The following is a 14,408-nucleotide window of genomic DNA, read 5'->3' as shown; positions in this document are numbered from 1 at the left end:
GCTCACGGGGCACGGCAGCCATGAGCCGCCGTGCGAAGCGCTCTCACCTTAGAGGCGCCGGCGTCGGGGGCGCCACCGGTTTTCCGGACCCCGGGTGGCCTCGCCCCCCTCACTCGAACAGCCCGGTGCGCTGGTCGTACGGGAGGAGCGGTTGTGGCATGGAAGCCACCCTCATCTCCAGGAGATCTCGTGATGACCCACCGTCCGTCCCGCCCCTTCCGCGTCCTCGCCTCGGCTCTGGCGGCCGGAGCCCTGTTGACGACCGCCGCGTGTTCGGACGGTGACGACAGCGGTCCGGACCGCGCGAACCCCACGGAGATCACCACGGAGATCTCCTCCTCGCCGCTCGCACAGCAGTCCCCGGCCGCGCTCACCCCGGCCGGGGCGCGTGCCGCGCTGGTGACGGAGGCGGATCTGGAGGACGACTGGACGCAGGTCAAGAACGCGGCCACCTGGCGCGACAGCCTGCTGGTCGGCCAGGTGGACGTCGCCGACTTCCTCACCGCCAAGGCCGACGCGGCCGACTGCCAGAAGCTGCTCGACCGGCTCTACGACGACGAGCTCCTGGGCAAGCCGTCCGGGGCGTCCGCGCTCACCGGCTTCAAGGAGGGCGATTCCCGGCTGCTGTACCAGGTGGCCGCCTATGACAAGGCCGGGCTGGACACGTCCTTCGCCTGGTTGAAGAGCCTGCCGGTCAAGTGCGACCAGTTCACGGCGAAGGACAGCTCGGGCGGGCAGCGCACGGTCCAGGTGGTCGCGACCTCCCTTCCCAAGGAGGGCGATGCCCGGCAGGGGCTGCAGGTCACGGTCCAGGGCACCTCGGGCGGGGCGCCCACCACCCTCACCCTCGACGTCGCGGCCCTGCGGTTCGGCAGGGACGCGATCACCTTCACCAACGGCGGCCTCGACGGAGCCGACGACGACACCACCGAGCAGGCGGCGAAGCTGGGCGCGGCACGTCTCGAGGACGTCCAGGCGGGCCGGACCCCGTCCGCCGACCCGAGTGAGATCGACTGACGGCCGGTGAGTCCCGTCCGTCCTCCAGCCCCGGCGGTCCGATGTCGGGGTGTTCCCCGGCACAGCGGCATGTGACATAGTACTGATGTGAGCAAGCGACTGACCTGCGATGTCGTGGTCGTCGGAGCCGGGATGGTGGGCGCGTCCTGTGCCCTGTACGCCGCCCGGGCGGGCCTCGACGTGATCGTCGTCGACCGCGGTCCGGTGGCCGGCGGTACGACCGGCGCCGGTGAGGGCAATCTCCTGGTCTCCGACAAGGAGCCGGGACCCGAGCTCGAACTCGCCCTGCTGTCCGGCCGGTTGTGGACCGAGTTGGCGGAGGAGGTCGGCGACGCCATCGAGTACGAACTCAAGGGCGGCGTGGTCGTGGCCTCCACGCCCGACGGCCTCGAAGCACTGGAGAAGTTCGCGACCGGGCAACGGGCCGCAGGCGTCGAGGCGGTGCGGGTGGACGCAGGCCGGCTCCGGGAGCTGGAGCCCCGGTTGGCGCCCGGACTCACGGGCGGTGTGCTGTATCCCCAGGACGCCCAGGTCATGCCGACGCTGGCCGCCGCTCATCTCGTACGGGCCTCGGGTGCCCGGCTGTTCACCGGCGCGGCGGTGACCGAGGTGCTGCGCGGCGCCGACGGTGCCGTACGCGGGGTGCGGACCGGCCGGGGCGAGATCCATGCCCCGCATGTCGTCAACGCCGCCGGGACCTGGGGCGGTGAGCTGGCCGCGCTGGCGGGAGTGAGCCTGCCCGTGCTCCCCCGGCGCGGCTTCGTCCTGGTCACCGAGCCGCTCCCCCGCCTGGTCCACCACAAGGTGTACGCCGCCGACTACGTGGCCGACGTGGCCAGCGACTCGGCGGCCCTGCAGACCTCACCGGTCGTCGAGGGAACGGCGGCCGGACCCGTCCTGATCGGCGCGACCCGTGAACGGGTGGGCTTCGACCGGTCGTTGTCGCTGCCCGCGTTGCGCGCGCTGGCGGCGGGCGCGACCCGGCTGTTCCCGTTCCTGGAGCGGGTGCGCGCGATGCGGACGTACCTCGGCTTCCGGCCGTACATGCCCGATCACCTGCCCGCGATCGGCCCCGATCCGCGGGTGCCGGGGCTGTTCCACGCCTGCGGGCACGAGGGCGCGGGCATCGGACTGTCCACCGGGACAGGGCAGTTGATCGCCCAGGTACTGACCGGGCACGCTCCCGAGCTCGATCTCGCACCCTTCCGTCCCGACCGTTTCCCCGCTTCCGACTCCGAGGAGGCCTCATGAACCCGCTGGAACTGGTGCGCGCCGAGCCCGGTCCCGCCTTCACCGTCACTCTCGACGGGCGGGAGATCGAAGCCCTGCCCGGCCAGACCGTCGCCGCCGCCCTGTGGACGGCGGGCGTCACCTCCTGGCGCACCACCCGCGGCGAGGGACGCCCGCGCGGGATCTTCTGCGGCATCGGCGTCTGCTTCGACTGCCTGGTGACCGTCAACGACCGCCCGAACCAACGGGCTTGTCTGATGCCCTTGCAGCCGGGCGACGCGATCCGCACGCAGGAGGGAACGGGCCACGATGACTGAGCCGGGCCTGGCGGTGATCGGCGCGGGTCCGGCCGGACTCGCGGCCACCCTCGCGGCGGCCGCCCGGGGCATCCGGGTCACCCTGATCGACTCGGCCACGGAGGCGGGCGGACAGTTCTACCGGCAGCCCGCACCAGGGCTCGGGGCCCGCCGACCGCAGGCACTGCATCACCAGTGGAGGGCCTGGGAGCGACTGCGGGACGGCTTGCGCGCCCACGTACAGGCGGGCACCGTAAGGCAGGTGACGGATCATCATGTCTGGTTCGTCGAGCGCCGGGACACCGTCGGGTTCGCCGTGCACGCCCTCACCGGCCCCGAGCAGGAGCAGCCGGCCGAGATACGCGCGACGGCGGTCCTCCTCGCCACCGGCGGCTACGAGAAGGTGCTGCCCTTCCCCGGCTGGACCCTGCCCGGTGTCGTCACGGCGGGCGGGGCGCAGGCCATGCTCAAGGGCGGGCTCGTGCTGCCCGGCCGTACCGCCGTCGTCGCCGGGACCGGGCCGCTGCTGCTGCCCGTCGCCACCGGCCTCGCAGCGGCGGGCGCGACGGTCGCCGCGCTGGTGGACTCGGCCGACCCGAAGTCGTTCGTACGACGGTCCCGGGCGCTGGCGGGCCGACCGGTCAAGGTGGCCGAAGGGGCCCAGTACGCGGGGCAGTTGCTCCGGCACCGGGTACGCACTCTCCTCCATCACACCGTCGTGGCGGCGCACGGCGCCGAGCGGCTGGAGGCGGTGACGATCGCGGCCCTCGACCGGGACGGGCGGCTGCGCCAGGACACCCGCCGACGCCTCGTCTGCGACACCCTGGCCGTGAGTCACGGCATGCTGCCGCACACCGACCTCGCCGACGCGCTGGGCTGCCGGGTCGACGGGACGGACGTGTACGTCGACGACGAGCAGCGCACCGACGTGCCGGGTGTGTGGGCGGCGGGCGAGACCACCGGCATCGGCGGCGCCGCCCTCTCACTCACCGAGGGACACATCGCCGGGCGGTCGATCGCGGCGCGGCTGGCCGGGCGGGCGCCGGATCCCGGTGAGTGGGCGGCCGCCGCGCGCACCCGGGCCGGGCTGCGGGCCTTCTTCACCGCCGTCGACTCCGTCTACGTGCCGCCCGCGCACTGGGCCGAGCAGGTCACCGACGGGACGGTGGTGTGCCGCTGCGAGGAGGTGTCGGCCGGTGCGGTGCGGGAGGCGGTGCGCGAGCTGGGGGCCGGTGACCTGAGGACCGTGAAGCTGCTGACGCGGGCCGGGATGGGCTGGTGCCAGGGCCGGGTGTGCGGGCCCGGCGTGGCCGGTGTCGCCGGGTGCGCGGAGTCGGCGGGCCGCAGGCCGTTCGCCCGGCCGGTGCCGCTGGGCGTACTGGCCCGGGCCGGAGAGACAGAGGACCAGTGATATGTCACACCTTGTTGAGAGGGGATCCACATGACCACCACCCTTCGTCCGTGGCGCGGAGTTCTCGTCGCCACCGCCCTCCCGTTGAACGACGACCTGTCGGTGAACTACGACAAGTACGCCGAACACTGCGCCTGGCTGGTCGAGAACGGCTGCGACGGCGTCGTACCGAACGGCTCGCTCGGCGAGTACCAGGTGCTGACCCCCGAGGAGCGGGCCAAGGTCGTCGAGACGGCCGTGGCCGCCATCGGCGGTGAGCGGGTGATGCCGGGCGTCGCCGCGTACGGCTCGGCGGAGTCCCGGCGATGGGCCGAGCAGGCACGTGACGCGGGCTGTGCGTCCGTGATGCTGCTGCCGCCCAACGCCTACCGCGCCGACGAGCGGTCGGTCCTCGCGCACTACGCCGAGGTCGCGAAGGCGGGTGTGCCGATCGTGGCGTACAACAACCCCATCGACACCAAGGTCGACCTGGTGCCGGAGCTGCTGGCCACCCTGCACGCCGAGGGGTGCATCCACGCGGTCAAGGAGTTCTCCGGTGATGTCCGCCGCGCCTACCGGCTGGCCGAACTCGCCCCGGAACTGGACCTGTTGATCGGCGCGGACGACGTCCTGCTGGAGCTCGCGATCGCGGGGGCCAAGGGCTGGGTGGCCGGCTACCCGAACGCGCTGCCCAGGGCCTCCGTCGAGCTGTACCGGGCGGCCGTGGCCGGCGACCTCGCCACCGCGAAGAAGCTGTACGAACAGTTGCATCCGCTGCTGCGCTGGGACTCCAAGGTCGAGTTCGTGCAGGCCATCAAGACGTCGATGGACATCGTCGGCCGGCACGGCGGGCCCGTGCGTCCGCCGCGCGTCCCCCTGCTGCCCGAGCAGGAGGCCGTCGTGCGGGCCGCCACGGAGAAGGCCGTCGCCGCGGGACTCGCGTAACTCGTCAAGGAGAGCGGACCATGCGCAGCAAACTCGTCCTGCACGCCGTCGACTCGCACACCGAGGGCATGCCCACCCGCGTGATCACCGGCGGCATCGGCACGATCCCGGGCGCGACCATGAACGAGCGGCGGCTGTACTTCCGTGAGCACCGTGACGACATCAAGCAGCTCCTGATGAACGAGCCGCGCGGGCACTCGGCGATGAGCGGCGCGATCCTCCAGCCGCCGACCCGCCCGGACTGCGACTGGGGTGTCGTGTACATCGAGGTCTCGGGCTATCTGCCGATGTGCGGACACGGCACGATCGGCGTGGCGACCGTGCTGGTGGAGACCGGGATGGTCGAGGTCGTCGAGCCGGTCACCACGATCCGGCTCGACACCCCGGCGGGCCTGGTCGTCGCCGAGGTCGCGGTGGAGGACGGCAGGGCGAAGCACGTCACGCTGCAGAACGTGCCGTCCTTCGCCGTCGCCCTCGACCGCAGGACCGCACTGGCCGACGGGCGGACGGTGACATACGACCTGGCGTACGGCGGCAACTTCTACGCCATTCTGCCGCTGGACCAGTTCGGGCTGCCCTTCGACCGGGCCCGCAAGGACGACATCCTGAAGGCGGGGCTGTCGCTCATGGAGGCGATCAACGCCGAGGAGGAGCCCGTCCACCCCGAGGATCCGTCCATCCGCGGCTGTCACCACGTCCACCTGATCGCGCCCGGCGCGACCGCCCGCCACTCCCGGCACGCGATGGCCATCCACCCCGGCTGGTTCGACCGCTCCCCCTGCGGCACCGGCACCAGCGCGCGCATGGCCCAGCTGCACGCGCGCGGCGAACTCCCGCTGCACACCGAGTTCGTGAACGAGTCCTTCATCGGTACGCGGTTCACGGGCCGGCTCCTCGGCACCACCGAGGTGGCGGGCCGCCCCGCCGTCCTGCCCAGTTTCACCGGGCGCGCGTGGATCACCGGCACGGCCCAGTACCTGCTCGACCCGACCGATCCGTTCCCGGCGGGATTCGTCCTCTGAGCGCTGAGCGCGTCGAGGATAATGCCGGGTGTCGCGTGACATTGCACCACTAGGAGATGCCCCTCATGGCCGACCGGCGACCCAGCGCCCCCGCCGCCGCTGCCCCCGCCCTGCCCGTCCTCGGCGGCAAGAAGAGCAGCTACCGGGAGCGGGTCGCCGACGCCCTGCGGGCCGCACTGATCGCGGGCGAACTGCTCCCGGGCCAGGTGTACTCGGCACCCGCGCTCGCCGCCCGCTTCGGTGTATCGGCCACGCCGGTGCGCGAGGCCATGCTCGACCTCGCCAAGGAGGGCCTGGTCGACACCGTCCCCAACAAGGGTTTCCGGGTCACCGCGGTCTCCGAGAAACAGCTCGACGAGTACACCCACATCCGCTCGCTCATCGAGGTCCCGACCATCGTGGAGCTGGCCTCGACCGCCGACCCGGTCTCCCTGGAGGCGCTGCGTCCCGCCGCCCGGGAGATCGTCCAGGCAGCGGTGTCCGGTGACCTCATCGCGTACGTCGAGGCCGACACCCGCTTCCACCTCGGCCTGCTCGCCCTCGCGGGCAACGCCCACCTGGTCGAGGTGGTCGGCGACCTCCGCAAGCGGTCACGGCTCTACGGCCTCACTCCGCTGGTGAAGTCCGGTCGCCTGCTGGCCTCTGCCGAGGAGCACCTCGAACTCCTCGACGCGCTGATCGCCCGCGACGAGAGGGCGGTCCACGCGGTGATGACCCGGCACATCGGACACGTCCGGGGGCTGTGGGCGGCGAGGTGACGGACCGCCGCCGAGAACTCGACCGAGGGTGTCAGGACTTCGCGCACTTCCGCCCGTTGAGGGAGAAGTCGTACGCCGGGGCGTTCTTGCCCTGCCAGGAGGCGAGGAAGCCGAGGGAGAGCGAGCCGTCCGCGGGGACCGACTTGTTGTAGTCGGCGGCGCTCGCGGTGACCTTCGCGCCGCTCTGGGTGAAGCTCCCGTCCCACATCTGTGTCACCTTCTGGCCGTCCTTGAAGTACCAGGTGACCCGCCAGTCGCTGAGCGCCTCGGTGGTCGTGACGGTGACGGCGCCCTGGAAGCCGTCGGGCCACTGGTTGACGAGGGTGTACTCGACCTGGCAGGACGGCGTGACGCTGTCGCCGGGCTCCGGTTCCTCGGCACCGGCGGAGGAGGTCCCCTGGGGTTCCGGGTCGGAGTTCTTCGCACCCGTGGACTCGGACGGGTTCCCGCCGGGCGTCTGCGACGGGTCCGCCGAGCCGGGCGCCCGGGACGTGGCGGCGGGGACGGACGAGGTGGGGTTGGCCACCGGTTGGCTGTCGGCGGAGGTATCGGTGCCGGGCTTGGCGGCGCCGTTCTCCATGTCGTCGCCCGGCATCATCGAGACCGCGAGGGCGAGCAGGGAGACGAGGACGGCCGCGACGAGCAGTCCGTTGCGCACGACCTTCGCCTTGTGCGCGCCGGGGTTCGGGGGCCCGCTCTCCAGTGCCTCCGGGCGCCCCGCGCCAAGGCGGACCTCCGCGGCCCGGCGGCGGCGCTCCAGATAGGCGAGCCCGCCCCAGCCGATCACCCCGCCCGCGAGGGCCGCGGGCAGCCCGCCGCCGTGCAGTCGAAGACAGGCGGCGGCCTCCGCGCACTGCCGGCACGTCGCGAGGTGCCGGGAGAGGTCGTCCGGGGTCTCGCCGGAGGTGGATCGGGTGACCGCGTCCAGCAGCCGGGCGTAGCTGCGGCACTGCGTGTCCATCGGCATGTCGAGATGGTTGCGGTGGCTGCGGTCCCGGAACAGGCCGCGCACCTGAGCGAGTTCGTCGCCCACGGTGGCCGGGTCGAGGCCGAGCCGGCGGGCCACCGCGGACAGCGGCAGCGCCTCCACCTCGGCCAGCCACAGCAGTTCGGCGTCCGCCGCCTGCAGATCGCGCAGTCCGCGCAGCGCGATCGGCCGCTGGAGCGGCGGACCGGTGTAGCGGGCGGCCTTGTCGGAGTTGAGCCACAGCCGCAGATCGGGGTCGAGCCGGTGGCCCAGACCGCGTGTCTCCCAGTCCGCCGCCGTCGTGCGAACGGCGGTCAGCAGCAGGGGTATTCGGGGCAGCCGGGCCGGACGGCGGCCGGCGCCGCGGGTGGCGGCCTCCGCCTCACGGGCCTCGCGTGTGCCGAGGGAGAACGCCTCCGTGGCCAGTTCGGTGGCGGCGGTGGAGCCGGCCGTGCACAGATCGGCGTACGACAGCACGGCATCCCAGCACTCGGAGAACAGCGCGGCCTCGGCGGCGTCCTGGGGGGTCGGCAGGTCGGGCATGGGTCTCCTGCATCCAAAGCGAGGTCAACTCGCCATACTGGCAAAGGAGTTGGGGGGAACCTCGCGGCAGGACAGGAGCCTTTCACGCCTCCCACACAACTGACAAGCAGGCTATTCAAATCAGTTACCGAGGGTTCGCGCCAGTGGTCGGAGCGCATGACCGGGAGCGCTGTTACGAGAGTTATACGGAAAGAACGCCGGGAAATCTCGACACCGGGTGCATCTCATCGCGAAATGTGCGGAGCAGCGGCCACTCCGGTCACCTTGTCGATAAATTCTTCGACACATCAGAGCGGGCCGCGGACCCCAAAGGTCTCCGCGGCCCGCGCCCCGTCCGTTTCGGGAGTGAGGAGTTACACCTCGACGGGCTCCTGCGCCGGAAGGCTGTCCATGAAGGAACTCACGGAGAAGACGGCACGGCCGGGTCCGGGCGGGCCGTAGCCGGGAGGCGAGGACAGTCCGAAGTCGTCCATCGTCCGGCGATAGGCCTGGAGCAGCCGGATGTGGTACTCCAGCGGCGCGCCCTGCGGGTTGGCCTTGCCGAGCGGCGTCGTGGGCTCCGGGCACCATGTGGTGAAGCGGGGCGTGATGCCGTGCGACATGAAGAAGCGCAGGCCCTCCGTCGTGGACGCGATCGCCTCGTCGACCGTCTTGAAGCCGAACGGCTCGGCCATCTCCACGCCCGCCACGAAATTGGGGATCACATTGCGCGCGCCGAAGACCTCCGCCGAGTCAAGGATCCGCTTGTGCCACTCGTCCCGGCCGACGTACCGCTCCTTGCCCGGGCAGTACATCTTGAAGAGATACTCGTCCCACACCTCGTAGTTGGGGTGGTAGATCTGCACGCCGTGGTCCTTGAAGCGCTGCACGTCGTCCTTCGGCAGCGCCTGGGCGACGACCTTGCCGATCCAGCGGCCCGGGAAGTGCTCCTCGATGGCCTTCGCGTACATGCCGTAGAAGTCGGCCTCGTCCCGGCCCTGGAGCTTCGAGGTGATCGCGCCGCCGGTGAGCGTGTAGGCGGTGGAGACCTTGGCGGTGTCGTACCGGTTGATGATCTCGAGCGCCTCCAGGACTTCGTCCACGTCCTTGACGCCCGTGTACGGCCGCCCCGCGGCCTTGTGCTGGCGCCAGTTGTGGTTGATGTCGCAGTACTGGCACTCCTCCTTGGCGCCGAAGTACTGGCACACCCGGAAGACCGTCAGATAGATCAGGTAGCCCCACTGGATGGTCGGGGCGACCTCCATCACGGACTTCCCGTTGGAGAGCTTGTGCCGGTAGTACTCCGGCATCGGCGGCACACCCACGTCGGCGATCCGCTTGCCGTCGAGGTAGAGCCCGAGCATGCCGGAGTCGTCGGAAGCCACGCGGTAGGGCGAGGCGGGGTTCACCCGCACCGACACCACGGTGCGCCTGAGGTCGTACGGCCCGCCGGTGAGGATGATCTCCTCCGGCGGGCGCCGCAGCGCGGCCTCGCCGAGCTCCGGCAGGGTGCCGTGGTCGAAGGAGAAGATGAAGTACGACTTGGGCTTCATCTCCCCCGACTCGTTGTCGCTGAGGGCGGACGGGTCGAAGGCCACGCCACCTCGCAGCAGGTCCTCTTTGAAGACGGCTTCCCGCGGCACCTGCGGAAACCGCTCCATCAGATCCTCGACCAGCGCGGTACGGCTGCCCATTCCCGTGTCTCCTCCCGGCTCAGACGTACGACCGACTCCTCACGGTATGCCCTCGCACCGGCATCACCCGTGCCGGGTCCCCTCACGGCGTGCGATGTGGGACGGAATGGGCGTTTCCGGAGGCAGAGACGGGTCGGGAACGGGCGCACCCCACACCGAGGTGAGCGGAAGCACACCGGCCCACAGCCCCAGTTCGGCGTCGGGTCCGTCCCCGTCGTCGGGCGCGCCGGTGCGGATCTTGACGGAGGCCTCGTCGAGGCTGAGCGCGAGCAGGGTGGTGGCCGCGAGTTCCTTCCGGCTCGGCTGCCGGGCGTACGACCACTGTCCGGGGGTCGCGTGTTCGGTCAGCCGGCGCAGGCCCGCCAGCTTCTCCTCCGGGTCGGTCACCTTGCGGGCCTCGCCGTGGATCACGGCGCTGCGGTAGTTGACGCCGTGCTCGAAGACGGACCGCGCGAGGACCAGTCCGTCGACGTGCGTGACCGTGACACAGACCGGCGTACCGCCCGCGAGACTGCGGCTGGCCACCGAGCCGTGCACATAGAGGTGCCGCTCGTCCCGCCCGTACACGGTGGGCACGACCAGCGGCCGCCCCTCGACCACGACCCCGAGATGACAGACGAACCCCGCGTCGAGGATCGCCTCCAGGTCGGCCCGGTCCAGGCTGCCCTGGTCACGCAGGCGCCGGTGACGGGTGAGGCCGGTCTCGGGAAGCTGATCAGAATCCATGAACCAGGATGCTACGGATTCAGCGGTTCTGAGACCAGTCCCCTGTCCTGTTAGACCGTGAAATAGCCGAACAACAACGAAATCCGTAGCTCAGGCCGTTCGCTCCAGCCCGGCGTAGTCCACCGGACACGCGAGCCCTGTCCCGGACACCACCCGCTCCGCCTCTTCGGCGACCGCCAGCCCCAGCCGCGCCAGCTCGTTGCCCTGGGACCCCGCGAGGTGCGGGGTGACGAAAGCGCCCGGGAGGTCATGGAGAGGCGAGTCGGCGGGCAGCGGCTCCGGGTCGGTGACGTCGAGGACCGCGGACAGGCGGCCAGTACGCAGCTCGTCGACGAGGGCGTCCGTGTCGACCAGAGCTCCCCGCGCGGTGTTGATCAGCACCGCCGCGTCCGGCATGAGGGCCAGTTCGCGGCGACCGATCAGGTGCCGGGTCTCAGGGGTCTCCGGGGCGTGCACGGTGACGATCTCGCAGGTGCGCAGGAGGTCGTCCAGCGGCAGCAGCGGGACGCCCAGCCCCGAGGCCGCGCTCTCGTCGACATACGGGTCGGTCAGGCTCACCGCGAGGTCGAACGGCCGCAGCAGCTCGATCACCTTCCGCCCGATCCGGGACGCCCCGATCACACCGACTCGCCGTCCGTGGTTGCCGATGCCGGGCACGATCCCCCAGCCGGGAGACGCCCGCTCGGCGCGCAGCCGCTCCCGGCGCACGAAGACGTCCTTGCCTGCGAGCAGGATCACGGCGAGCGTGTACTCGGCGACGGGCACCGCGTTGGCCTCGGCCGCCGAGGACACGGCGATCCCGCGCCGCCAGATCTCGGGAGTGGCGAAGCCCTTGACCGAGCCGGCCGAGTGCAGGACGGCCCGGAGTTTCGGTGCCGCGTCGAGGACGGCCGCGTCCAGGCGGGAGCAGCCCCAGCCGGTCACGAGGATCTCGGTGCGGGCCAGGACGTCCGCGAGCGCCGGGTCGGTGAGGTCCTCGGCCACCAGCCCGGGATCGATGTCCACGGACTCCCGCAGCCGTGCCAGCACCTCGGGTGGGAAGACGAGCGGCACGTTCTCGGCGGTCATGGCGAACAGCGCCTGGGGTCGCTCGGGCAAGGTGGTGATCCTCCAGACTGCGGAAAGTTGCAGAAACCGTTGTAGAAACCGCTCTCTACGGTAGGCCCCGACAAATGAGAGGGTCAACGCATACACACTTCCGGGAGGAACGACGGACATGTCGGAGACGATCACCAACTGGGCGGGGAACATCACCTACTCCGCCAAGGAACTGCACCGCCCCCACTCGCTCGACGGGATCACCGCCCTGGTCGCGGACAGCGCCCGGGTGCGGGTGCTGGGCAGCGGGCACTCCTTCAACGAGATCGCCGAGCCGGGCCCCGAGGGCGTGCTCCTGTCGATCGCCGACCTGCCGCCGGTCATCGACGTGGACACAGCGGCCCGTACGGTACGGGTCTCGGGCGGCGTCCGCTACGCCGAACTCGCCCGCGGGGTGTACGCCCACGGCCTCGCGCTGCCCAACATGGCTTCACTGCCGCACATCTCCGTGGCCGGCTCGGTCGCGACCGGCACTCACGGCTCGGGCGTCGGCAACGGTCCGCTCTCGTCGGCCGTGCGCGAGGTGGAGCTGATCACGGCGGACGGCTCCGTGCTGGCCATCGGCCGGGACGACGCGCGCTTCGGCGGGGCGGTCACCTCGCTGGGCACCCTCGGTGTCGTCACCGCGCTCACCCTGGACCTCGTGCCCTCCTTCGACGTGGAGCAGTACGTCTTCACCGAACTCCCCCTCGCCGGGCTGGACTCGGCGACCTTCGGGACGGTCATGGCATCGGCGTACAGCGTCAGCCTGTTCACCGACTGGCGGGCGCCGGGCTTCCGGCAGGCCTGGGTCAAGCGGCGGACGGACCAGCCGCTCGCCGACTTCCCGTGGGCCGCGCCCGCCACCGAGAAGATGCATCCGGTGCCGGGGATGCCCGCGGTCAACTGCACCGAGCAGTTCGGGGTGGCGGGGCCCTGGCAGGACCGGCTGCCGCACTTCCGGGCCGAGTTCACGCCGAGCAGCGGAACGGAGCTCCAGTCGGAGTACCTGCTGCCGCGTGAGCACGCCGTCGAGGCGCTGCACGCGGTGGACGGCATCCGGGACACGGTCGCCGGGGTCCTCCAGATCTGCGAGGTGCGGACCGTGGCCGCCGACGAGCAGTGGCTGAGCCCCTCCTACGGCCGGGACACCGTGGCCCTGCACTTCACCTGGATCGAGGACACCGCGGCCGTCCTGCCGGTGGTGCGCCGGCTGGAGGAGGCGCTGGACCCCTTCGACGCACGACCGCACTGGGGGAAGGTCTTCACCACGCCCGCGGACCAGCTGCGCGAGCGCTACCCGAGGCTCGGCGACTTCCGGAAGCTGGCGCGTGAGCTGGACCCGGAGGGAAAATTCGCCAACGCCTTCGTCCGGGCCGTACTCGCCGACTGACTTTATAAAGCCCCTTTCCTAACCCCTTGTACAAAGTCCCCCGCTGCCCATAATCTTGCGCCGCGCCGGTGCCACTGTCGTCCCGGCATGAGCGAAGGGATGGGGGCCGGCCCCGATGAAGCGCACATCACGTGACATCCGCACCGCGAACCGCTACGAGGTGTTGCGCCAGATCATCGCCGAGTCGCCCACCTCCCGGCAGGAACTGGCGGCGGCCACCGGGCTGAGCCTGGCCACGGTCGCCACGCTCGTGGGCGAGCTGCTCGACCTCCGCATGATCACGGAGGTCGGGTTCGAGGAGTCGGCAGGCGGGCGCCCCCGGGGGCTCGTGGCGGTCAACGCGTCGGGGGGCGCGTTGATCGGCGTGGACATCGCGGAGACGTACGTCCATGTCGAGCTGTTCGACCTCGCGCTGAACGTGCTGGCCCGCGCGGAGGAGGACGTCCGCCCCGGCGAGAGCCTCCCCGAGCAGGTGGTCGGCCATGTCGCCGCCGCCGTCGGCTCGGTGGTCACTCAGGCCGGGATCGAGGGCGCCCGGGTGCTCGGTGTCGGCGTGAGCGTGCCGGGGCAGGTGGACCGCGCCACCGGCATCTCGGAGTACGCGCCCAACTGGGACTGGCACGACGTGCCGCTGGTCGACCTGCTCTCCGAGTACATCGCCTACCCGCTCTACCTGGACAACCCGCTGCGTGCCGTCGCCGTGGCCGAGCTGTGGTTCGGGGCCGCGCGCGGGAGCGGGAACGCCGTGGTGGTCACCCTCGGGACCGGTGTGGGCGCCGGGCTCGTCCTGGGCGGCGCACTGCATCGCGGTGTCTCCAACAGCGCCGGCGAGTGGGGCCACAACACGATCGTCCTGGACGGACGCCTGTGCCGCTGCGGCAACCACGGCTGCGTGGAGACGTACGTGGGCGCGCCCGGGATCATGCTGAACCTGCGGGAGCTGAGCCCCGACAGCGAGCTGCTGCACCCGGGCGACCAGACGGCGACGATCGCCGCGCTGGCCCGGGGGATGCTCACCCAGGACCCCGTGGCGGTCAAGGTCGTCCGGCACACCGCCCGCTATCTGGGCGCCTCCATCGCACACCTGGTCAACCTGTTCAACCCCGAGGTGGTCGTGCTCAGCAGCTGGGTAGCGGCCGCCCTCGGCGAGCCCCTGGTCGCGGAGGTGCGCGAGGCCGTCGCCCGGCACGCGCTGCCCCGGCCGATGGCCGCCACCGAGATCGTCCTCTCCCCGATCCCGACGGACCCGGCGTGTCTGGGCGCGGCGACGTTCGCGCTCGAAGGGGCGCTCCAGTCGGTCGGGCAGAGGTCTGCGAAACGCACCACCCCGGCAAGGACGAAGACGCACAACCCCCGCTAGGAGCCGTACCG

Annotated in this window: 13 protein-coding genes; 9 read left to right on the top strand and 4 right to left on the bottom strand. The window is 71.4% G+C overall.

Annotated elements, in window-relative coordinates; genetic code table 11:
- Positions 1 to 192: 192 nt before the first annotated feature.
- The 7 genes from QF027_RS37305 to QF027_RS37275 all read left to right on the top strand — a co-directional run bounded on the left by QF027_RS37305 (position 193) and on the right by QF027_RS37275 (position 6,658).
- Entirely contained in the window at positions 193 to 1,017 is an 825-nt protein-coding gene (locus QF027_RS37305; RefSeq protein WP_307079618.1) for a hypothetical protein, read from the top strand.
- 87 nt (positions 1,018 to 1,104) lie between these two features.
- Positions 1,105 to 2,268, top strand: coding sequence for an NAD(P)/FAD-dependent oxidoreductase (locus QF027_RS37300; protein ID WP_307079616.1), 1,164 nt, complete (start codon positions 1,105 to 1,107; stop codon positions 2,266 to 2,268).
- On the top strand, positions 2,265 to 2,564 hold the full coding sequence (locus QF027_RS37295; protein WP_306974729.1) for a (2Fe-2S)-binding protein: 300 nt from the start codon (positions 2,265 to 2,267) through the stop codon (positions 2,562 to 2,564). The genes QF027_RS37300 and QF027_RS37295 overlap by 4 nt, the downstream gene beginning before the upstream one ends.
- Entirely contained in the window at positions 2,557 to 3,954 is a 1,398-nt protein-coding gene (locus tag QF027_RS37290; protein ID WP_307079614.1) for an NAD(P)/FAD-dependent oxidoreductase, read from the top strand. Before QF027_RS37295 ends, QF027_RS37290 begins: the two co-directional genes overlap by 8 nt.
- A 30-nt stretch (positions 3,955 to 3,984) precedes the next feature.
- On the top strand, positions 3,985 to 4,878 hold the full coding sequence (locus tag QF027_RS37285; protein WP_306974732.1) for a dihydrodipicolinate synthase family protein: 894 nt from the start codon (positions 3,985 to 3,987) through the stop codon (positions 4,876 to 4,878).
- A gap of 20 nt (positions 4,879 to 4,898) precedes the next feature.
- Positions 4,899 to 5,900, top strand: a complete 1,002-nt coding sequence (locus tag QF027_RS37280; protein WP_307079613.1) for a proline racemase family protein — start codon at positions 4,899 to 4,901, stop codon at positions 5,898 to 5,900.
- A gap of 56 nt (positions 5,901 to 5,956) precedes the next feature.
- The gene (locus QF027_RS37275; protein WP_373432454.1) at positions 5,957 to 6,658 is read left to right on the top strand and encodes a GntR family transcriptional regulator; all 702 of its coding nucleotides are present in this window, start codon (positions 5,957 to 5,959) and stop codon (positions 6,656 to 6,658) included.
- Positions 6,659 to 6,689: 31 nt separating this feature from the next.
- Here QF027_RS37275 and QF027_RS37270 read toward each other — a convergent pair whose 3' ends face one another.
- From QF027_RS37270 to QF027_RS37255, 4 genes are all read right to left on the bottom strand, one after another.
- Positions 6,690 to 8,168, bottom strand: a complete 1,479-nt coding sequence (locus QF027_RS37270; RefSeq protein ID WP_307079609.1) for a cellulose-binding domain-containing protein — start codon at positions 8,166 to 8,168, stop codon at positions 6,690 to 6,692.
- A gap of 353 nt (positions 8,169 to 8,521) precedes the next feature.
- Positions 8,522 to 9,841 (bottom strand): radical SAM protein, encoded by a 1,320-nt coding sequence (locus QF027_RS37265; RefSeq protein ID WP_307079607.1) that lies wholly within the window; start codon positions 9,839 to 9,841, stop codon positions 8,522 to 8,524.
- Between the two features lie 63 nt (positions 9,842 to 9,904).
- Positions 9,905 to 10,567 carry a pyridoxamine 5'-phosphate oxidase family protein gene (locus QF027_RS37260; RefSeq protein WP_307079605.1) on the bottom strand — a complete coding sequence of 221 codons (663 nt, stop codon included), beginning with the start codon at positions 10,565 to 10,567 and terminating at the stop codon, positions 9,905 to 9,907.
- A 90-nt stretch (positions 10,568 to 10,657) separates the two neighbouring features.
- Complete coding sequence (locus tag QF027_RS37255; RefSeq protein WP_307079603.1) at positions 10,658 to 11,665, bottom strand: hydroxyacid dehydrogenase; 1,008 nt, start codon at positions 11,663 to 11,665, stop codon at positions 10,658 to 10,660.
- 118 nt (positions 11,666 to 11,783) lie between these two features.
- On the opposite strand from QF027_RS37255, the gene QF027_RS37250 reads away from it, so the two are divergent.
- Positions 11,784 to 13,037, top strand: coding sequence for a D-arabinono-1,4-lactone oxidase (locus QF027_RS37250; protein WP_307079600.1), 1,254 nt, complete (start codon positions 11,784 to 11,786; stop codon positions 13,035 to 13,037).
- A gap of 115 nt (positions 13,038 to 13,152) precedes the next feature.
- Positions 13,153 to 14,397, top strand: coding sequence for an ROK family transcriptional regulator (locus QF027_RS37245; protein WP_282691555.1), 1,245 nt, complete (start codon positions 13,153 to 13,155; stop codon positions 14,395 to 14,397).
- The last annotated feature ends 11 nt before the right edge of the window (positions 14,398 to 14,408 follow it).

Source organism: Streptomyces canus, assembly GCF_030816965.1.
Taxonomy (GTDB): Bacteria; Actinomycetota; Actinomycetes; order Streptomycetales; family Streptomycetaceae; genus Streptomyces; species Streptomyces canus_E.
The sequence above is the reverse complement of the archived record's forward strand: the minus strand, read 5'-3'. Positions and strand labels throughout refer to the sequence as shown.